The organism is Tsukamurella conjunctivitidis, assembly GCF_007858475.1.
Lineage (GTDB): Bacteria > Actinomycetota > Actinomycetes > Mycobacteriales > Mycobacteriaceae > Tsukamurella > Tsukamurella conjunctivitidis.
The window spans coordinates 44928-64431 of sequence record NZ_VIGX01000018.1 but is presented as its reverse complement, the minus strand read 5'-3'; the positions used below and the strand labels follow the sequence as shown (position 1 = coordinate 64431).

The following is a 19504-nucleotide window of genomic DNA, read 5'->3' as shown; positions in this document are numbered from 1 at the left end:
CCACCTGCTCCATGATCTCCCTCCGCCGGCGGACGCGGGCTGCGCGTTGAATCCCACCATGCGAGAGCCTAGTATCGAACTATGGGAAAGGATACCGCACTGCCGGACGCCCCCGAAAGTCTCACCCCGGTGAGTGGCATCGGCGTGCTCGACAAGTCCGTCGCCGTGCTTCGCGCGGCCGCGGAGGAGCCCGCGAGCCTGGCCGACCTGTGCGGCCGCACGGGCCTGCCGAGGGCGACCGCGCACCGCCTGGCCGTGGGCCTGGAGCTGCACGGACTGCTCACCAGGGACGGCGACGGTCTGTGGCGCCCCGGCTCCGCGCTGCGCGAGCTCGCGGCCAGCACCGCCGATGCCCTCGTAGAGACGGCGGCGATGGTGCTGCCGCGGCTCCGCGAGATCACCGGGGAGTCCGTCCAGCTGTACCGCCGCGAGGGCGATCACCGGGTGTGCGTGGCCGCCGCGGAACCGCCGTCGGGCCTGCGGGACACCGTACCGGTGGGTTCCCGCCTACCGATGACCGCCGGCTCGGGAGCGAAGGTGCTCGCGGCGTGGGCCGACCCCCGGACGGATTCCTCCTTCAGCGACCGGGTGCTCGCCGAGGTCCGCAAGCGCGGCTGGGCCCAGAGCGCGGGTGAGCGCGAGTCCGGCGTCGCGAGCGTCTCCGCGCCGGTCCGCAATCCGCGGGGCGAGGTGATCGCAGCGATCTCGGTCTCGGGGCCCATCGACCGCATGGGCCGCCGGCCCGGGGCCCGCTGGGCCGCGGACCTCCTCCAGGCCGCCGAGGCGCTGCAGCGGCGGATCTGAGCGACTAGCCCGCCTCGCCCACACGGCAGCGCACCGCGCCGTCGTCGACCACGAGGGCAGCGGAGACGCGGCTCGCGGTGTCGGCCATGCGCGCCGCCCGGTGCGCGATCACCGTCTCGGCGACCATCGGCCACACGTCGTGCCGGATCGCTCGGCGCACCGACCGCGCACCGTAGACCGGGTCGAATCCGGTCTCGACGAGGAGTGCGGCCACGGCGTCGTCGATCGTCAGGTCCACACCGCGCTTGCGCGCACGGTCGGCGAACATCGCCAGCTCGTGGCGCGCCACCTCGACCGCGGTGTCCTGGGAGAGCTCCTCGAACAGTGTCACCTCGTCGATCCGGTTGAGGAACTCCGGGTCGAAGAACCGCGCGATCGACTGCTCCGAGATCCGGTCCAGGCGGCCCTCCAGGACGCGGTCCACACGCTCCCCCGCCGCCGCGGGCAGCAACCGCGAGACCGAACGCCCGGCGCGGTGCCACGGGCGCTCCTGCTCGGCGCGCAGCTCGCGGCTGCCGAGGTTGGAGGTCATGAACACCAGGCAGTTGCGGAAGTCGTACCGCTGCTGACCGTTCGCGAGCGTCAGCTGCCCCCGGTCGAGGACGTGCAGCAGCGCCCGCAGCACGGTCGTGTGCGCCTTCTCGACCTCGTCGAAGAGCACGATCCCCGGCATCGAGACCGTCCCCTCGATCCGGTCCCGGTCGAAGACGCTCAGCCCCTCCTTCGAGCCCGAGTAGCCGGGCGGAGCCCCGGCGAAGGAGGCCGCGTAGTGCTCCTGCGCCATCGCCGACATGTCCACCTGGCAGAAGTCGTCGGGCCCGGTCCGCAGCGCGGACGCGAGCTGGCGCACGATCTCCGTCTTCCCAGTCCCGGTGGGCCCCACGAGGAGATGGCTCGCGAGCGGCCGCGTCTTGTCGGTGAGGCCCGCCTGCACCACGGACAGGGTCTTGAAGATCGACTCGATCGCGTGGTCCTGGCCGAAGACGTTGGCACGCAGCTGCGCCAGGATCCGCGCCGCGTCGACCCGCCCGATCGCCGCCTTGGCGAAGTCGGCGTCCGTGGGGCGAGTGGCCTCCCGGCCGCCGAGGTCGACACCCTCGGCGGCCAGGCGATCGGTGATGAAGGGCACGGTTACGCCTCGCGGGTCTTCTCGGTGGGGATGGTGCCGACGGGGCATTCGGCCACGCCGATCGTGTCGCGCGTGAAGGATTCGACCTGCTCCCGCGCCGCCTCGGCGTCGGTGACCCACAGCTTGTAGAAGTCGAACGGGCACTCGGCGACGCCCTTGTCGCCCTCGCCCGCGGCGTGGATACCCGTGTAGCCGCGGTGGAGGATCTTGAACAGGTGGTTCTGCGACTGATCGTGCTTGCGGGCGTCGCGGATCGTCGAGACGGAGAGCTGCGCGTACTGGATGCCGTACTCCTCCTCGCCGGTCTCACCGAGGGTGCGTCCGTCGAAACCGATGATCGCCGAGTGGCCGAAGTAGGAGTAGACACCGTCGAAGCCCGCGGCGTTCGCGACGGCGACGTAGACGTTGTTGGCCCACGCCATCGCCTTCGCCATGAGCACCTGCTGGTCCTTCGACGGGTACATGTAGCCCTGGCACCGCACGACGAGCTCGGCGCCCTTCATCGCGCAGTCGCGCCAGATCTCCGGGTAGTTGCCGTCGTCGCACACGATGAGTGAGACCTTGAGCCCCTTGGGGCCGTCGACCACGTAGGTCGAACTGCCGGGGTACCACCCCTCGATCGGCGCCCAGGGGATGATCTTGCGGTACTTCTGGACGATCTCACCCTGATCGTTGATGAGGATCAGGGTGTTGTACGGCGGCTTGATCGGGTGGTCCTCGTGCTGCTCGCCGGTGATCGAGAAGACGCCCCAGGTGCCCGCCTTGCGGCAGGCGTCGGAGAAGATCTTGGTCTCCTCTCCGGGGATCGCGGCGGCGGTCGCGTACATCTCGTCGGGGTCGTACATGATGCCCTGCGTGGAGTACTCGGGGAAGACGACGAGGTCCATGCCCGGCAGGCCGGCCTTCATCCCGACGATCATCTCGGCGATCTTGTGACAGTTCTCGATGACGCCCGCGCGATCGTGCAGGCGGGGCATCTTGTAGTTGACGACGGCGACGCCGACGGTATCCGGGCTGGAGGAGATGTCTCCGTGACGCATGGTGGAACCTTTCGTTGATTGCGGTGTCGTGCAGGGGTTTCAGACGGTCGCGGGCGTGAGGATCGGGAACTTCGGCAGTGCCTTCGCGGCCACCGCGCTGAGCACCAGGAGTGCCACGGCGACGGCCGCGGCCCACAGCGCGGCGGAGGTACTGGTGGGCCAGTTCCCGCGCCACGCCAGGAGCGCGGGAATCGTGCAGGTCACGTGCGAGCCGATCAGGATCAGCCAACCGGTGAACGGCATCAGCGCCGTCTTCCCGAGGGCGAGGATGAGGAAGAACAACAGCCACATCACGGCCCAGACGAACCAGATGACGCCGAAGACGGGGTCGGAGGCGAACGAGAAGGAGCCGAAGACGACGGCCATGGCGGCCACGAAGATCGAGTACCAGCCGAGTCCGCGACCGTCGTTGCCCATCAGGTTGTTGACGCCGACGAAGAGATAGGTGAAGCCGAACAGATAGCTCGACCCGGCACCGAAGACGCCGCCGAGATCCCCGTCGGCGGCGACCACCGCGAGGGTGGGCAGGACGACCTGCATCCCCCCGACGAAGAGGTTGAAGACGCCCGCCTCGCGGGCGGAGACCGCCCCGAGGAACCACGCCCCGTTGACGAACAGAACGGCTCCGACGAACAACAGTCCCAGCGTGGTCATCGCGACTCCCGATTTATTACCGATTCGGCACTATCCCTGATCGGTAGTATTGGCGGACAGTCGTATGCGCGCAGCGGAATCAACGAAAACGCAGGTGAGGACGGTTACGAGAGACGCAGGACGAGCGACTCCCACACCTCGCGGCCGGTATCGGACAGTGTCAGCAGGACACTGCGACGGTCACCCGGGGCCGGCCGGCGGTACGCGAGATTGCGCTCGACGAGACGGTCGACGAGGCGCGTGGTCGACGACGGGGTCGTACCGGTGCGGGCGGCGAGTTCACCGACCGTGGCACCCTCGACCGAGGCCAGGAGCCGTAGGGCACGGAAGTGCTCGACGGTGAGGTCGTGCTCGGCGAGCGCCGGAGCGAGCACGTTCATGACGAGGTCGTCGGCTTCGCACACGGCCGCGAAAGCGGTGCGCGCCGGCGCCTCCCGCAGGTCCGCGTTCGCGTCCATCGCCGCCCCGATCCTCGACTGTGTCATCGCAATCCGCGACCACTCTATCGCGTTCCCTCGCGGACGCGAGCGCTCTCCGCGTACGCTCGGTCGTACACGGTCCGTAGTGCAGGACTTCAGACGAGCGGACGTCCATGAGCGAGTACACCGTTGGGTTGTTGTATCCCCGACGTGGCCCCGCGGGGCTGTTCGGTCCGTCGTGCCTCAGTTGCACGACGCTGGCCGCCGACGACATCAATACCCGGGGCGGAATCCTGGGGCGCGAGTTGGCCGTCCGCCCCATCGACTCGGCCACCGGCGTCGCGAACGTGACCCGCGAGGTCGAGACTCTGCTGGCAGCGGGCGAGATCGACGCCATCGTGGGCTGGCACACCTCGGACGTGCGGCGGGCCCTCTCCGCGCGCCTCGACCTGCGGGTGCCCTACGTCTACACGGCGCTCTACGAGGGCGGGGAATCGACCGCCGGCGTCTTCCTCACTGGTGAGACGCCCGAGGAGCAGATCCTTCCCGCGCTCGAATGGCTCCGTCGAGAACGCGGCCTGCGCCGCTGGTGGATCGTCGGCAGCGACTACCTCTGGGCCCGCGACAGCGCGAAGGCCTGCGTGCGCTTCGCCCGGCGCCTCGGCGACGACCTCGTCGGCGCACGCTTCGTCCCGGTCGGCACCGTGGACTTCTCCTCCGTGATCACCGACATCGCGCGCTCCGACGCCGACGGCGTCCTCATGCTGCTGCTCGGACAGGACGCCGTGGAGTTCAACCGGGCCTTCGCCGCGGCGGGCCTCGACGGGGCATTCGCGCGCTACTCCCCGCTCATGGACGAGCACATGCTCATGGCCTCGGGCCCCGACGCGACGCGCGACCTCTTCGCGTCCGCGGGCTACTTCGATTCCGTGGTCACGTCCGAGTCGATGGAGTTCGGCGCGCGCTACTTCGGCCGGTTCGGCCCGGACGCCTGTACGCCCACGTCGATGGGCGAATCCTGTTTCGAGGGCATGCTCCTGCTGGAGTCCCTGTTGTCGACGGTGCGCAGCACGGACGTCCGCGACATCATGGCGGGGGTGGGCGGCGTGCACTACGAGGGTGCCCGCGGCAACATGGCGCTCCGCGACGGCCACGCGCATCAGCGCATGTACCTGGCGCGGGCGGAGGGCTGCGACTTCGACGTGATCGACCAGCTCTGACGGCGCAGCGCACCGAGTGGAGTCGTCGCTCACGGCGCCGCCGGCGACTCCGCAGCCGCGAAGGGCGCGCACTGCGCAACCAGTCGAGCGTAGACGGGCGCAGTCCGACCCCTGCGCGCTTCGTCCCGCTTCAAGGTCACCGTGCCGCGGCAGCGCGACGTCGAACCGGTGGCGGTCGCCACCGTGAAGGTGACGGCGTGATCCACGCTCTCCCCCTGATACGGCGCATGCATCGACGTTCCCGCCGAGTGATCGGACGGATCCACGATGACCGAGCCGGACTGCAGCATCGCGGGTCGAGACCTCATAGCGCGCGACACGACGTCGTCGGCGCCCGTGGTCGCATGCGTGTCGCCGGCGATGACCGCCGCGATGGGCACACCCACACAGAACCAGGCGATGACGAACAGCACCGACCTCCACCACGGCCACCGCCCCGCCCATCGCGCCTTCCACAGGATGAACGGCAGAAAGGCCACCGCGATGGCTACCACCACCCAGACGGCCCGCCATCCACCGACCGAGGACGCGGCGACGTCCGACATCTCCACCCACGGCGTGTCGATCACCATGCCGAGCCCTCGAAACCCCGCGCTCCGACGCACGCCCCCGTAGGCGTCCATCCATTCGGCATCACACATACAGAATACTGCGTGGCGAAGACGGGACGGTCACAGGCCACGCCACCCCTGCCTCGTTCACCACGGAGGGACGCCGATACGGCGAAGGCCCGGATCGCAGGATCCGGGCCTTCCGTTGTACCCCCGATGGGATTCGAACCCACGCTACCGCCGTGAGAGGGCGGCGTCCTAGGCCGCTAGACGACGGGGGCTAGAACTGATGCCGCTGCGCCGAAGCGCCGCAGCAGTCCGATGAAGGTAGCACACCTGCACCGGAACGTACCCCCGATGGGATTCGAACCCACGCTACCGCCGTGAGAGGGCGGCGTCCTAGGCCGCTAGACGACGGGGGCTAGGACTGCGCCCTCCGCACGCGGAGGGCGCTGTCACGCTGGCCTACCAGGACTCGAACCTAGAATGGCTGAACCAGAATCAGCTGTGTTGCCAATTACACCATAGGCCAATGACTCTCCCCGAGGCCGTTTCCGACCTCGTTTTGAGCCGCGATCCAGCTTACCCAGCCGCGCTGGGAACGCCAAATCGCCAGGTCATCCCCTACTGCTGGGCGGCACCGTCGGCGGGCACCAGGACGCGGGCGGCCGCGAGACGCGCCAGGGTGCGCTCGCGGCCGAGCAGCTCCAGCGATTCGAACAGGGGCGGGCTGATGGGCGAGCCGGTGACGCCCACGCGGATCGGGGCGTAGGCCTTGCGCGGCTTGAGTTCCAACTCGTCGATGAGCCGGCCCTTGAGGGCGCCCTCGATGGTCGCGGTGGTCCAGTCCGTGAGCGCGTCGAGTACGGCGATGCTCTCGTCCAGCACCTGACCGGCGTCGGCCTTGATGTTCTTGGCCGCGGCCGCGGGATCCACGGCGAAGTCGGCCTCGTCCACGTACAGGAACTTCAGCAGGTCCCAGGCGTCCGAGAGCACCACGATGCGGGTCTGGACGAGTTCCGCGGCGGTAGCGAACTCCGGGCCCAGCCGCGCACCGTCGACGTAGCCCCGGTCCACGAGAAAGGCCCGCAGGCGCGCCTCGAAGTCCGCGGGCGCGAGCAGTCGGATGTGCTCGGCGTTGATCGCGTCGGCCTTCTTCTGGTCGAAGCGGGCGGGGTTGGAGTTCACCCGGTGCACGTCGAAGGCGGCGATCATCTCGTCGAGGCTGAAGACGTCGTTGTCCGGCGAGATGCCCCAGCCGAGCAGCGCGAGGTAGTTGAGCAGGCCCTCGGGGAGGAAGCCGCGGTCGCGGTGGTGGAAGAGGTTCGACTCGGGATCGCGCTTGGAGAGCTTCTTGTTGCCCTCCCCCATCACGAAGGGCAGGTGCCCGAACTCGGGGGTGCGCTCGGCGACGCCGATCTCCGCCAGCGCCTCGTACAGCGCGATCTGGCGCGGCGTGGAGCTGAGCAGGTCCTCGCCGCGCAGCACGTGCGTGATCCTCATCATCGCGTCGTCGACGGGGTTGACGAGGGTGTACAGCGGGTCGCCGTTGGCGCGGGTGAGCGCGAAGTCGGGCACGCTGCCCGCGGCGAAGGTGGTCTCGCCGCGCACCATGTCGTTCCAGGTGAAGTCGTGGTCGGGCATCCGCAGGCGCACGACGGGGCTGCGCCCCTCCGCCAGGTAGGCGGCCTTCTGCTCCTCGGTGAGGTCGCGGTCGAAGTTGTCGTAGCCCAGCTTCGGGTTACGGCCCGCGGCGACGTGCCGCGCCTCCACCTCCTCGGGCGTCGAGAAGGCCTCGTAGGCGAAACCGCCCTCGACGAGGCGCCGCACGACGTCCAAGTGCAGGTCCTTGCGCTCGGACTGCCGATAGGGGCCGTACGGTCCGCCCACCTCGGGCCCCTCGTCCCAGTCGAGTCCGAGCCAGCGCAGCGACTCGAGGATCGCGGCGTAGCTCTCCTCGCTGTCGCGGGCGGCGTCGGTGTCCTCGATGCGGAAGACGAAGGTGCCGCCCGTGTGTCGCGCGTGGGCGAAGTTGAACAGCGCGGTGCGCACCATGCCGACGTGCGGCGTGCCGGTGGGCGAGGGGCAGAAGCGCACCCGGACGGAACCGGGCGCGGCGGCGTTCGACGGTGCGGCGGAAGACTCAGTCACGGGGTCCAGGGTAGTCGCCGCGCGCAGCGCGTCCGTTCACGAGTGCGCCGCGACCAGCGCCCGGATCTTCTCGAGCTGGAGCGCGGAGACCTCGTCCGCGCGCTCGTCCTCGGCGAAGACGTTGGAGCAGATGATCGCGTCCTCCCGGGCGAGGAAGCCCGACGCGCCGAGCACGCCGAACAGTTCGTCCCAGTCGACGTCGCCGTCGCCGATCGTGAGGTGCTGGTGCACGCGGACCGCGTTGCCCGGCGGGTTGGTGATGTACCGCAGACCGTGCGACCGGTGGTGGTCGAAGGTGTCGGCGGCGTACACGGCGCCGAGCCGCTCCCCCAGTTGCGGGATCAGCGAGGCGGCGCGGTCGCCGTAGTGGAAGGTGTGGCTGCCCACGTAGACGAAGCCGACGGCGGGCGTGTCCAGCCCACGGATGATCCGCCAGGCCTCGAGCCCGTCCTCGACGAAGTCGTCGGGGTGCGGGTCGATGTTGAGCGTGACGCCCTCGCGCTCGAGCAGCGGCACGATCTCCTCCATGGACCGGTAGAACGCGGCTTCGGATTCCTCGGCGCGTTCGGGCCGGCCGCTGAACTCGGTGTTGATCACGGGGACCTCGAGCTCGGCGGCGATCGCGATGATGCGCCGGAAATTCCGGACGGCGGTCTCACGCTGCGGCTCGTCGGGCCACGAGATGCGCTGCACGGGAAGGAGCGACGTGACCCCGACCCCCGCGTCGGCGGCGCGCTTGCGCACCCGGGCGAGCTGCGCCCGGTCCACGCGCGGATGCGCGAAGAACGGGATGAAGTCGGCGTGCGGTGTCAGCTGGATCCACTCGTAGCCGGCTGTGGCGGCCACGTCGAAGAAGTCCTCGAAGTCGTGCGTCGAGTGGTACGGAGTGGGGTCGAGGGCGATGCGGACCACGGTGCCCCCCTAGGCGCGCTCGGCGTAGAACGCCGGCATCTCGGGGAGCTCGACGGGCACGGGGCCGGCCGTCTCCAGGGCCTGCACGCCGGCGGCGCAGCACACCGCCACCTTGTAGCCGTCGAAGGCCGACGGCCCGGCGATGGTTCCCGCCTTAGCGGCGTCGACCCAGGCCTGCACCTGACGGTCGTACGCCTCCCGGAACCGGGTGGTGAAGTCCGCGTGGTCGGCGACCGAGAACCGGCCCTGCTGCCACATCTGCAGGCCCGCGGGCTCGCCGATCCGGGCGACGCCGCGCTCGAAGACCGCCTCGGTCTCGACCTGGTAGCCGAATTCGATGGAGACGTTCATCTCGACGTCGACGAGCACACCGTTGTCGAGCTCGATCAGCACCAGGATCGGCTCGCGCAGGTGCTCCGGGCTCCGCGAGTTGCGGCGCGGGTACTTCACCTCGACCGAGGTCACGACCCCGCCGGCCAGCCACGGCACGACGTCGAACTCGTGCACCACGGAGTCGTTGATGAGCATGGTCTGCACGTAGCTCTCGGGCACGGAGGCGTTGCGGTGGCGGGCGTGCAGCATGACGAGCTCGCCGGCGGGCTTGGCCGCCACCACCTTCCGCAGCTCCTCGTACTCGCGGTCGAAGCGGCGCATGAAGCCGACCTGGATCAGCTGTCGGCCGCCGGCCATCTCGGCCTCGACGACGCGCCAGGAGGATTCGGGGTCCTGGGTGAGCGGCTTCTCGCAGAGCACGGGCAGGCCGGCGGCGAGGACCTTCAGCAGGGCCTGCTCGTGGAACTGCCCCGGGGTGGCGACGAGGACGGCGTCGACGACGCCGGAGGCGAGGGCCGCGTCGAGGTCGGCGAATCCGGCGGCGCCGGGCGCGAGTCCGAGGGCGGCGGTCCGGCGCGCCTCGTCGGGTTCGACGACGGCGGAGACGGTCGCCCCCGCGATGGTGGTGGCGATGCGCCCCACGTGGTCGGCGCCCATCATGCCGGCGCCGACCACGGCGACGCGGAGGTCGTTGGTCATGGTGCGGTGTCTCCTTGCAGGTCTCGGTCCCGGGATGCGGGTCAGCGGGTGCGGGTGAGCGGGTGGCAGCCGAAGATGTGCTGCCGGGTACGGGTCGCGATGCCCGCCGGCAGGTCGATGTCGCAGCCGGGCATGTCCTGTTCGACGATGGCGAACAGGTCCGGGTTGATCCGCAGCGCCGCCTCGATCACCGGGGCGAAGTCCGGAATCCCGTTCGGCGGCTCGACCATGATCGCGGAGGCCGCGTCGGCGAACGGGGTGTCGTTCTTGAGCACCTCCCAGATCAGAGCCGGGTCGATCTGCTTGAGGTGCAGGTAGCCGATGCGCTCCGGATGGCGCTGCATGAGGGCCACGTTGTCACCGCCGTAGTACGCGAAGTGACCGGTGTCGAGGCAGAGGTTGAGGTAACGCGGGTCCGTCTCGGCGAGGAGCCGCTCCACCTCGCCGGTGGTGCCGACGTGGCTGTCGGCGTGCGAGTGGAACTGCTGCTTGATCCCGTACTCCTCCGCCAGGGCCTTGCCGAGCCGATCGTGGCCGGCGGCGAGGGCCTTCCACTGGTCGTCGTCGAGCGTCCGGGATTCGAGGGCCTCACCCGTGAGATCGGAGCGCCAGAGATCGGGGATGACGACGATGTGCTCGGCGCCCAGGGCGCCCACGAGCGTCGCGACCTCGCTCACCTGCTTCCAGGCGCGGTCCCACTGATCGGCGCCCTTGTGGAAGCCGGTGAAGATGGTGCCGCCCGACAGCTCGAGGTCCCGCTTGTCGAGTTCGTCGCGCAGACGCTCGGGGTCGGTCGGCAGGTAGCCGTACGGGCCCAGTTCGATGTAGTGGTAACCGGCCTCGGCCACCTCGTCGAGGAAGCGTTCCCACGGAGTCTGCCGCGGGTGGTCCGGGAACCAGACGCCCCACGAGTCGGGGGCGGTGCCGATCCGGAGGCCCTCGGTGTGGGCGGCTGCGGAGGCGGTCGTGCCCAGGGTGTCGGTCATGTCGGTGGTCCTTACGTGGGTCGTGCGGAGTGGTGGGCGCTGGTGTCGGGCGCGGCTCAGCCGAGCAGGGGTCGCTGCGCCTTCTGCTGCTCGAGGTACTCGGCGCGGGCGGTGGCGGTGCTGTCGATCGCGGAGACCGCGGCGACGGGCACGTCCCACCAGCCGTCGCCCTCGGGGGCGTAGAGATACGGGTCGTTGTGGATCTGGATGACGGTGGGGCCGGACGCCGCCTTGGCTGCGCGCACGGCCTCGGTGAGCGCCGCCACCGAGCCCGCCCCGGGCGCGATGTCGATGACCCGCGCGCCGTAGCTGCGGGCGTTCGCCGCGAGGTCGACGGGGAGGAAATCGCCGCGTTCGAGATCCGGCGCGGGGACACCGCCGGACTCGTCGGCGGTGCGGTAGCGGGTGCCGAACCGCTGCGATCCGACGGTCTCCGAGAGATGACCGATCGACGCGTAGCCCTGGTTCTCGACGATCACCACGATCAGCTTGATGCCCTCCGCGACCGCGGTCACCAGCTCGCTGTTCAGCATCAGGTACGAACCGTCGCCGACCATGACGACCACGTCGCGGTCGTCGCCGAGGGCGAGCAGCCCGCGCTTGGCGCCGAGGCCGCCGGCGATCTCATAACCCATGCAGGAGAACGCGTACTCGACGTGGTAGCCGAGCGGATCCCGCACCCGCCAGAGCTTCTGCAGGTCTCCCGGCAAGGAGCCCGCGGCCTGGATGATCACGTCGGCGGGGTCCATCGCGGCGTGCACCGCGCCGATCACCTCGGGCTGGCCGGGGAGGTCCGCGCCCGTGGGCGCGAGGGCGGCGTCCACGACCGCGTCCCAGTCGGCCTTGACGGCGGCGGCGACGGCGACGGCCTCGTCGGGGACGCGGTAGTCCGCGAGTTCGGTCCGCAGCGCCGCGAGGCCCTCGCGCGCATCGGCGACGAGCGGTAGCTGGGAGCCGTGCTTGTAGGCGTCGAACGACGCGACGTTGAGATTGACGAAACGCACTCCCGCGTCTTGGAATGCGGTACGGCTGGCAGTGGTGAAATCGCTGTACCGGGTGCCGACGCCGATGACCACGTCGGCCTGCGCGGCGACGGCGTTGGCCGCTGCCGTGCCGGTGGCCCCCACACCGCCGAGGTTCAGCGGGTGGTCCCAGGGGAGCACGCCGCCTCCCGCCTGCGTGGTGCCGACGGGGATCGACGTCGCCTCCGCGAACCGCCGCAACTCGTCCTCGGCGCCGGCGTACAGGACGCCACCGCCGGCGACGATCAGGGGACGCCGTGCGCCGCGGATCGCCGCGGCGGCGCGGGCGAGCGGTCCGCGCTCGGGCAGGGGCCGGCGCAGGTGCCACTCGCGGTCGGCGAGGAACTCCTCGGGAACGTCGACGGCCTCGGCCTGGACGTCCTCCGGGAGGGCGATGGTCACGGCGCCGGTCTCCGCGGGGTCCGTGAGTACCCGCATCGCGGCGAGCGCGACGGAGAACAGCTGCTCGGGCCGCTGCACCCGGTCGAAGAACCTCGACAGCGGCCGGAAGGCGTCGGAGACCTGCAGCCCGATGTCGTGGGGGTGCTCGAGCTGCTGCAGCACCGGATCGGCCACGCGGGTGGCGAACGTGTCGGACACCAGGAGCAGGGCGGGCAAGCGGTTCGCGGTCGCGAGCGCGGCGCCGGTCAGCATGTTGGCGGCGCCGGGACCGACCGAGGCGGTGCACGCGTACGTGCCGCGCCGGCGGTGCATGCGGGCGTAGCCGACGGCCTGGTGCACCATGGCCTGCTCGTTGCGGGCCTGGTGGTAGGGCATGAGACCGGCGTCGGTAGCCGCGTACTGCAACAGCGCCTGGCCCACACCGGCGACGTTCCCGTGGCCGAAGATGCCGAACGTCGCGGGCACTGTGCGCTCGCGCACCTCGGTCACGGTCCCGTCGGCGTGCACCGTCTCGTCCACGGTCCACTGGTGCGCCAGGAACTCGATGAGGGCCTGGCCCACGGTCATCCGCCGGGTGCTCATCGCTCGTCTCCTTCGGTCGGTGCAGCCGTGTAGGGCAGCCGCGGGTCGGGGCCCTGCGCGGGCCAGGTGTCCCGCAGCCATGCCTGCCGCGGGTCGTCGCTGATCAGCCACACCCGGTCGGGGTCGGGGCCGGCCATGACGTTGAGGTAGTAGAGGTCGTACTCGGGTGCGGCCATCGCCGGGCCGTGGTATCCGAAGGGCACGAGGGCGATGTCGCCGGTGCGGACGAGGGCGTGGGTGTCGATCTCCCCCGCCGCCGACGAGTAGGTGACGAAACTGCCGAAGGCGTCGGCGGTCTCGGGGACGGTCCCGGCGGGCAAGCCACGGGCGGGCGCCGCCTCGAAGTAGTAGATCTCCTCGAGGCGCGACTCGTGGCCGGCGATGTGCTCGTCGTGCTTGTGGGCCGGGTGGCTGCTCCAGTTCCCGCCCGGGGTGATCACTTCGCACACGATGAGGGCCGCCGCATCGAGCGCGCCCGGGGTACCGAAGTTGTGCACCTGCCGGGTGTCCCGACCCGCGCCGCGCACCTCGACGGGCACCTCGCCCGCAGCGACGTGCCGGGTGGGACGGCGCTGCGAGGTCGGGGCCTCTGCGATCGCCACGCGCGCCGGGCCGCGCAGGCTGAACCCGCCACCGGCGCCGACGTACAGGACATCGGTGGGGCCGTCGAAGACGGAGGCTCGCCCGGGGAGCGTGACGACGGCGCCGGCATCGAAGCCCGCAGCGGCGGCCGCGTCGAGCTCGACGACGACACGGCCCGAGAGCGGCACGACGATGCGCTCGATGTCACCGCCGGGCAGGGGCATCGGTTCGTCTCCGACGTCCGCGACGCGGATCCCCGTGTGCGCCCAGCCGGGGAGGGAACCGTCGACCACTGACTCCCACCCGTCGCGCGCCAGCGCGCCTCGGGCGTGGAACCATTCGTTGGGCGTCGTCGCCATCGCCGTCCTCTCTCGTCAGTCCTCGCGGACGATGTTGCTGCCGTTGTCGGCCCGCGTCAGTCGTTCTGCGGGAATCCCAGGTCGACCCCGCCGTGGCTCGGGTCGAGCCACCGGCTCGTGATGGCCTTGAGCTGCGTGAAGAACTTGACGCCCTCGGCGCCGTGCGCCTTGGTGTCGCCGAACATCGAATCCTTCCAACCACCGAAGCTGAACGTGGCCACGGGAACCGGGATCGGGACGTTGATGCCCACCATGCCCACACGGATGTCCTTCTGGAACCGGCGCGCGGCACCACCGTCGTTGGTGAAGATCGCGGTGCCGTTGCCGAAGGCGCCCGCGTTGATGAGGTCCACGCCCTCCTCGTAGGAGGCGACGCGCACCACAGCGAGGACGGGTCCGAAGATCTCCTCGGTGTACACGCGGGAGGTGGTCGGCACGCGGTCGATCAGGGTCGGTCCGAGCCAGAAGCCGCCCGCGTCGCCGTCGGGGTTCACGTCGCGGCCGTCGACCACGACATCCGCACCGTCCTCGATCGCGACGTCGATGTAGGAGGCGACCTTGTCGCGGTGCACCTGCGTGACCAGCGGGCCCATGTCGCAGCCGCGGCGGCCGTCGCCGATCCGGAGGCCGGCCATGCGGGCCGAGATCTCCTCGATCAGCGCGTCCGCGACGGGCTCGACCGCGACGACGACCGAGATCGCCATGCACCGCTCGCCGGCCGATCCGAAGCCGGCGTTGATCGCGGCGTCGGCGGTCAGGGCGAGGTCGGCGTCGGGCAGCACCAGCATGTGGTTCTTGGCGCCGCCGAGGGCCTGCACCCGCTTACCGTGCGCGGTGGCGGTCTCGTAGACGTACCGGGCGATGGGCGTCGAGCCGACGAAGGAGACGGCGGCGACGTCCGGGTGGGTCAGCAGGCCGTCGACCGCCTCCTTGTCGCCGTTGAGCACGGTGAAGACGCCCTCGGGCAGGCCCGCCTCGCGCCACAGCTCCGCGATCCAGATCGCGGCCGACGGATCCTTCTCGCTGGGCTTGAGCACCACGGCGTTGCCCGCAGCGATCGCGATGGGGAAGAACCACGCGGGCACCATCGCGGGGAAGTTGAACGGGCTGATCACCGCGACCACGCCGAGCGGCTGACGAGTGGAGTAGACATCGATCCCGGAGGACACCTGCTCGCTGTACTCGCCCTTGAGGTGATGCGCCATGCCGCAGGCGAACTCGACGACCTCCTGGCCGCGGCTGATCTCGCCCAGCGCGTCCGAGAGGACCTTGCCGTGCTCGCTCGTGATGATCTCGGCGAGCTCGCCCTTGCGGGCGTGGAGCAGCTCGCGGAAGGAGAACAGCACGGCCTGCCGCTTGGCGAGGGACAGTTCCCCCCAGCTCTCGGACGCCCGCTTGGCGGAGGCCACGGCGGCGTCGATCTCGGCGCGGTCGGCGAGTGCGACGCGCTTGGTCACGACGCCGCGGGCGGGGTCGTAGACGTCGGCGGTCCGGCCACTGGTGGACGGGTACTCGGCGCCGTCGATCCAGTGCGGGACGACGGTGAGGGTCTCGGTGGTGGTCATCGAGCTGGCTCCTTCACGGAGGTGGTTGCGGGTGGTCAGGCGCCGTGCACGAGGCCGGCGGCGGTGTCGACGGCGGCGGTCACGTCGCCGTCGCGGGGGTAGAGCAGGGTGCGCCCGACGACGAGGCCGTGCACCCCGGGAAGGGCGAGGGCCTTGGCCCACGAGGCGTAGACGGCGGCGGGGTCGCCGCCGGGATCGCCGCCGAGAAGCAGCGTGGGCAGCGTCGTCGCGGCCATCACCCGCTCCATGTCGTCGACCACCGGCAGCTTGAGCCAGCTGTAGGCGGAGGTGTTGCCGAGGCCGGAGGCGATGGCGACCGAGTTGATGACCGCGTCCGTGGACAGGTCGTTGCCGACCTTGCCGTCGGTGCGTCGGCTCATGAAGGGCTCCAGCATGATCGGCAGCTTCGCGGCGGCCGCTGCGTCGACTGCGCGCGCCGTGGCCTCGAGCGTGACGACGGTGGCGGGATCGTCGAGGTCGACGCGCACGAGGAGCTTGCCGAAATCCAGGCCGGCACGGCGCATCGCGGGTACGTCGTAGGACGTGTAGCGGTCGTCCATCTCGAACGCCGCGCCGCGGAGGCCACCGCGGTTCATGGAACCGACCACGATCTTGTCGTCGAGCAGGCCCAGCAACGCGAGGTCCTCGATGACGTCCGGGGTGCCGAGCACGCCGTCGACCCCGGGCCGGGAGAGCGCGAGCGCCATGCGCTGCAACAGCTCGTACCGGTCCGCCATGGCCATGGCGTCGGAGCCGACTCCCAGCGCGCCACGGGCGGGGTGGTCCGCGGCGACGATGAGCAGTCTGCGGTCGCCCCGGACGAGGGGACGGCGGATGCGTGCGCCGAGCACGTCGGCGATGGCGTCGGGGCTTTCGTGCCGGGCGACGCGCAGGCGATCGAAGTCGGCGGCACCGAGAGGGCCGGCCGTGGGCGTGATGGGATCAGACATGGTCGGCGCCTCGTTCCTCGATGACGGTCTCCACCTCTGCGGTGGTGGGCATGGCGGTCGAGCATTCCCGGCGCGAGGCGACGATCGCCCCCGCGACGTTGGCGAACCGGAGCACGCGCTCGAGCGGCCACCCCGCAAGCAGACCGTGACAGACGGCGCCGCCGAAGCCGTCCCCGGCGCCGAGCCCGTTGATCACCTCCACGAAGTGCGGCGCGACCTCGACCCGCTCGTCGCGGGTCTTCGCCAGGACGCCCTTCGGCCCCTGCTTGACCACCGCGAGTTCGACGCCGCGCTCCAGCAGCGCGTCGGCGGCCCGGTCGGGCTCGGTCTCACCGACCGCGACCTCGCACTCCTCGCGATTGCCGATGGCGACGGTGACGTGCTCGAGCGCCTTGCCCACCTCCTGGCTCGCGACCTCCGCCGACTCCCAGAACATCGGGCGGTAGTCGAGATCGAGCACGGTCAGCGGGGCACGGCCGCGGGCGTTCCACGCGGTGTGGTGCGCGGAGCGGCTCGGCTCACGCGACAGTCCGGTGACCGTGGCCCAGAAGATCCGGGCCGACCGGATCGCACCGAGGTCGAGCGCGTCGTCGTCGACCATGAGGTCCGGCGCGATCGGATCGCGGTAGAAGTACAGCGGGAAGTCGTCCGGCGGGAAGATCTCGCAGAAGGTGACCGGGGTGTTCAGGCCGCGGACCTCGCCGACGTACCGGTCGTCGACGCCGAGGCGCACCAGTTCCTGGTGGACGAAGCGCCCGAACGGATCCGCACCGGTCGCGGTGATGACCGCGGACCGTCGGCCGTGGCGTGCGGCGGCCACTGCGACGTTGGTCGCGCTCCCGCCGAGGTACTTGCCGAAGGTCTCGACCCGGTCGAGCCCGACACCGTCCTGCAGGGGGTAGATGTCGACCCCCACCCGCCCGATAGTGAGCAGGTCGAACGGGGCACCGTGGGTACCGGCGTCAGTCATGTGGGAGGCCCTCCTTAGCCTGGTCCCGGACGAGATGTGGATCACTCCCGCTCGTTTGTCCTGTCAATCTAACAGAAGGTGCCGACATACTTCAATAGCCTCTCAACTGCACAGATCATTGAAATGAAGGCGAGCGCTCCGCGCCGGAGCCGGATCCCCGAGACGAACATGATCGAGATATGTGCGGACATAGACCTGCTCGTGAAGCAAGGCGCGATTGTACGAACAAAGAGAGATCAGCGGCCGCGTTTCGCCGTTCGGTGCACTAGACTGCATCGCATGTCGCCTGCCCCGGTCTCGGTCGAACTGGACCGCACCAGCCCCGTGCCCTTGTACTACCAGCTGGCGCAGGCCCTCGAGCGGTCCATCCTGAACGGCGAGCTCGTCCCCGGGGATCGGATCGAGAACGAGATCGACCTCGCCAAGCGCCTCACCCTGTCCCGCCCCACCGCCCGCCAGGCGATCCAGGCCCTCGTGGACAAGGGCTTGCTGGTCCGCAAGCGCGGCGTCGGCACCCAGGTGGTGCGCAACGAGGTGCACCGCGCCGTGGAGCTCACCAGCCTCTACGAGGACCTGATCGCCGCGGGGCAGACCCCGTCGACGGAGCTGCTCGACTACCGCCTCGGCCGGCCGGACGAGGAGATCGCGGACGAGTTGGGCATCGAGCACGATGCACAGGTGGTCTCGATCCGGCGCCTGCGCAGCGCGGACGACGTGCCGCTCGCGATCCTCACCAACTACATCCCCGCCGAGCTCGCACCGGCCCCCGACGAGTTGCAGAGCAAGGGCCTGTACCAGTGCCTGCGCGGACGCGGCATCACGATCGCCCAGGCGCAGCAGCGGATCGGCGCGCGTATCTCCGACGACGAGGAGTCGCGCCTCCTCGACGAGCCGGCCGGCGGCGCCGTGCTCACCATGCAGCGCGTCGCCTTCAACGAGTCCGGCACCGCCATCGAGCTGGGACGGCACGTGTACCGCGCATCGCGGTACTTCTTCGACGTCTCGGTGTTCAGCCGCTAGCCGTCCACCGCCGCGAGATTGGGCGGCACGACGATCTGGATCGCGGTCGGCCGCGGCCGGTGCGGACCGTCGATCGCGCCGTGGAAGGCCATGATCGCGTGGGCGGCGCCGCGCAGATCCGCCCGCAGGTCGTGGTGCAGCACCGCCGAGATCCGCCCCGCCAGCAACAGTTCGCGGTTCGATTCGGCGAGATCGTGGGCGATGTAGCCGCGATACCTCCTCCCCACCTCATCGAACGCCGCGACTATCCCCCGGTTGCCGCCACCCGGTGAGTAGACCGCGACGATGTCCGGGTCGCTCGCGAGCACCGCGGCGACCTCCCGATGGCACACCGCATCGAGGCCGCCCGTATCGACGATGCCGACGATCCGCCGCGCCGGGTCGGTCCGGTGGATCTCGCTGCGGAACCCCGTCTCCCGTTCCTCCTCACCCCGGAAGAGACGGCCGCTGGTGACGACGAGCAGGGCTCCGCGCGACTCCCCCACCCACTGGGTGACGAGGTGCGCCGCGGTCACGCCCGCGGCGCGGTTGTCCATGCCCACGTATGCGATCCGGGCGCTCTGCGGAACGTCGGTGACGACGGTGACGACGGGGATGCGGCGCGCGGTCAGGCGCGCGATCGCCGCCGCGACCGCGGGTGTGTCCGGAGCCTTGAGGACGACGCCGTGGCTCCCGCGGCGCGCGATGCCGTCGAGCTCCGCGACCAGCTCCTCCGGCTGCCACGCCTCCCGCACGTGGTAGCGGGCGCGAAAGACCGCCGGGCGCAGGGTGGGCAGCTCGGCCTCCAGCGCGGCGCGCGTCAGGTCCGAGAACCGGCGCGGAGTCTCCATGACCAGATCGAGCATGAACCGGCGACCCGACAGCCGCAGTTGCGAGCGCTGCCGGTCGAGATCGGCGATCGCCTGCCGGACCTGTGCCGCCGTTCCCTCGCGCACCCCGACGCGGCCGTGGAGCACGCGGTCGACAGTGGCCTCGCTGACGCCCGCCTGTTGCGCGATCTCGCGGATCGGATGGGAGTGCGCCACCGCGGGCCTCCTCGTGCTGAGGGATTCTTGAGGGTTTTCCGGGGTAGCCGGAACCTCGACAGCTTGCCACGATGAATCCGGGGCGGACACCGATTCCCCACTCCCGCTTCGCATCGACGTCAGGAAAAG

At 70.4% G+C, this 19504-nt stretch carries 18 protein-coding genes and 3 tRNA genes; 3 read left to right on the top strand and 18 right to left on the bottom strand.

Going from position 1 to position 19504, the window contains the following annotated elements; all coding sequences use genetic code 11:
- The first annotated feature begins 81 nt into the window (after nt 1-81).
- The gene (locus FK530_RS20620; protein ID WP_146488848.1) at nt 82-804 is read left to right on the top strand and encodes an IclR family transcriptional regulator; all 723 of its coding nucleotides are present in this window, start codon (nt 82-84) and stop codon (nt 802-804) included.
- A gap of 4 nt (nt 805-808) precedes the next feature.
- Here FK530_RS20620 and FK530_RS20615 read toward each other — a convergent pair whose 3' ends face one another.
- The 4 genes from FK530_RS20615 to FK530_RS20600 form a co-directional block, all read right to left on the bottom strand.
- Nucleotides 809-1933 carry an AAA family ATPase gene (locus tag FK530_RS20615; RefSeq protein WP_158645161.1) on the bottom strand — a complete coding sequence of 375 codons (1125 nt, stop codon included), beginning with the start codon at nt 1931-1933 and terminating at the stop codon, nt 809-811.
- 2 nt (nt 1934-1935) lie between these two features.
- Nucleotides 1936-2973 carry an aliphatic amidase gene (locus FK530_RS20610; RefSeq protein WP_146488846.1) on the bottom strand — a complete coding sequence of 346 codons (1038 nt, stop codon included), beginning with the start codon at nt 2971-2973 and terminating at the stop codon, nt 1936-1938.
- 39 nt (nt 2974-3012) lie between these two features.
- Nucleotides 3013-3627: an AmiS/UreI family transporter gene (locus FK530_RS20605; protein WP_146488845.1), complete on the bottom strand. Its 615-nt coding sequence runs from the start codon at nt 3625-3627 to the stop codon at nt 3013-3015.
- A gap of 104 nt (nt 3628-3731) precedes the next feature.
- A complete protein-coding gene (locus FK530_RS20600; RefSeq protein WP_146488844.1) occupies nt 3732-4112 on the bottom strand; it encodes a MarR family transcriptional regulator in 381 nt (126 codons plus the stop codon).
- 107 nt (nt 4113-4219) lie between these two features.
- Between FK530_RS20600 and FK530_RS20595 the strand changes: the two genes are divergently transcribed.
- Complete coding sequence (locus tag FK530_RS20595; protein ID WP_146488843.1) at nt 4220-5266, top strand: substrate-binding domain-containing protein; 1047 nt, start codon at nt 4220-4222, stop codon at nt 5264-5266.
- A gap of 29 nt (nt 5267-5295) precedes the next feature.
- Here the strand turns inward: FK530_RS20595 and FK530_RS20590 are convergent, their stop codons facing one another.
- From FK530_RS20590 to iolC, 13 genes are all read right to left on the bottom strand, one after another.
- Nucleotides 5296-5838, bottom strand: a complete 543-nt coding sequence (locus FK530_RS20590) for a hypothetical protein (RefSeq protein WP_146488842.1) — start codon at nt 5836-5838, stop codon at nt 5296-5298.
- Nucleotides 5839-6025: 187 nt separating this feature from the next.
- A tRNA-Glu gene (locus tag FK530_RS20585) sits at nt 6026-6098 on the bottom strand.
- A 68-nt stretch (nt 6099-6166) separates the two neighbouring features.
- A tRNA-Glu gene (locus FK530_RS20580) sits at nt 6167-6239 on the bottom strand.
- Between the two features lie 38 nt (nt 6240-6277).
- A tRNA-Gln gene (locus FK530_RS20575) sits at nt 6278-6349 on the bottom strand.
- Between the two features lie 92 nt (nt 6350-6441).
- The gene (gene gltX, locus FK530_RS20570) at nt 6442-7872 is read right to left on the bottom strand and encodes a glutamate--tRNA ligase (protein WP_231706735.1); all 1431 of its coding nucleotides are present in this window, start codon (nt 7870-7872) and stop codon (nt 6442-6444) included.
- 132 nt (nt 7873-8004) lie between these two features.
- Nucleotides 8005-8880, bottom strand: coding sequence for a sugar phosphate isomerase/epimerase family protein (locus FK530_RS20565; RefSeq protein ID WP_146488840.1), 876 nt, complete (start codon nt 8878-8880; stop codon nt 8005-8007).
- Between the two features lie 9 nt (nt 8881-8889).
- Nucleotides 8890-9912: a Gfo/Idh/MocA family protein gene (locus FK530_RS20560; protein ID WP_146488839.1), complete on the bottom strand. Its 1023-nt coding sequence runs from the start codon at nt 9910-9912 to the stop codon at nt 8890-8892.
- A gap of 41 nt (nt 9913-9953) precedes the next feature.
- Nucleotides 9954-10898 (bottom strand): sugar phosphate isomerase/epimerase family protein, encoded by a 945-nt coding sequence (locus tag FK530_RS20555; RefSeq protein WP_146488838.1) that lies wholly within the window; start codon nt 10896-10898, stop codon nt 9954-9956.
- Between the two features lie 56 nt (nt 10899-10954).
- Nucleotides 10955-12904 carry a 3D-(3,5/4)-trihydroxycyclohexane-1,2-dione acylhydrolase (decyclizing) gene (gene iolD / locus FK530_RS20550; protein WP_146488837.1) on the bottom strand — a complete coding sequence of 650 codons (1950 nt, stop codon included), beginning with the start codon at nt 12902-12904 and terminating at the stop codon, nt 10955-10957.
- Nucleotides 12901-13845, bottom strand: a complete 945-nt coding sequence (locus FK530_RS20545; RefSeq protein ID WP_146488836.1) for a 5-deoxy-glucuronate isomerase — start codon at nt 13843-13845, stop codon at nt 12901-12903. Before FK530_RS20545 ends, iolD begins: the two co-directional genes overlap by 4 nt.
- 56 nt (nt 13846-13901) lie before the next feature.
- On the bottom strand, nt 13902-15410 hold the full coding sequence (locus FK530_RS20540; RefSeq protein ID WP_146488835.1) for a CoA-acylating methylmalonate-semialdehyde dehydrogenase: 1509 nt from the start codon (nt 15408-15410) through the stop codon (nt 13902-13904).
- 35 nt (nt 15411-15445) lie between these two features.
- Nucleotides 15446-16360, bottom strand: coding sequence for a Cgl0159 family (beta/alpha)8-fold protein (locus FK530_RS20535; protein WP_146488834.1), 915 nt, complete (start codon nt 16358-16360; stop codon nt 15446-15448).
- A complete protein-coding gene (iolC, locus tag FK530_RS20530; protein ID WP_146488833.1) occupies nt 16353-17330 on the bottom strand; it encodes a 5-dehydro-2-deoxygluconokinase in 978 nt (325 codons plus the stop codon). The genes FK530_RS20535 and iolC overlap by 8 nt, the downstream gene beginning before the upstream one ends.
- A 279-nt stretch (nt 17331-17609) precedes the next feature.
- On the opposite strand from iolC, the gene FK530_RS20525 reads away from it, so the two are divergent.
- Nucleotides 17610-18350: a GntR family transcriptional regulator gene (locus tag FK530_RS20525; RefSeq protein ID WP_146488832.1), complete on the top strand. Its 741-nt coding sequence runs from the start codon at nt 17610-17612 to the stop codon at nt 18348-18350.
- Here the strand turns inward: FK530_RS20525 and FK530_RS20520 are convergent.
- Nucleotides 18347-19375: a LacI family DNA-binding transcriptional regulator gene (locus FK530_RS20520; RefSeq protein WP_146488831.1), complete on the bottom strand. Its 1029-nt coding sequence runs from the start codon at nt 19373-19375 to the stop codon at nt 18347-18349. The two genes, FK530_RS20525 and FK530_RS20520, sit on opposite strands and share 4 nt — an antisense overlap.
- Nucleotides 19376-19504 lie beyond the last annotated feature (129 nt).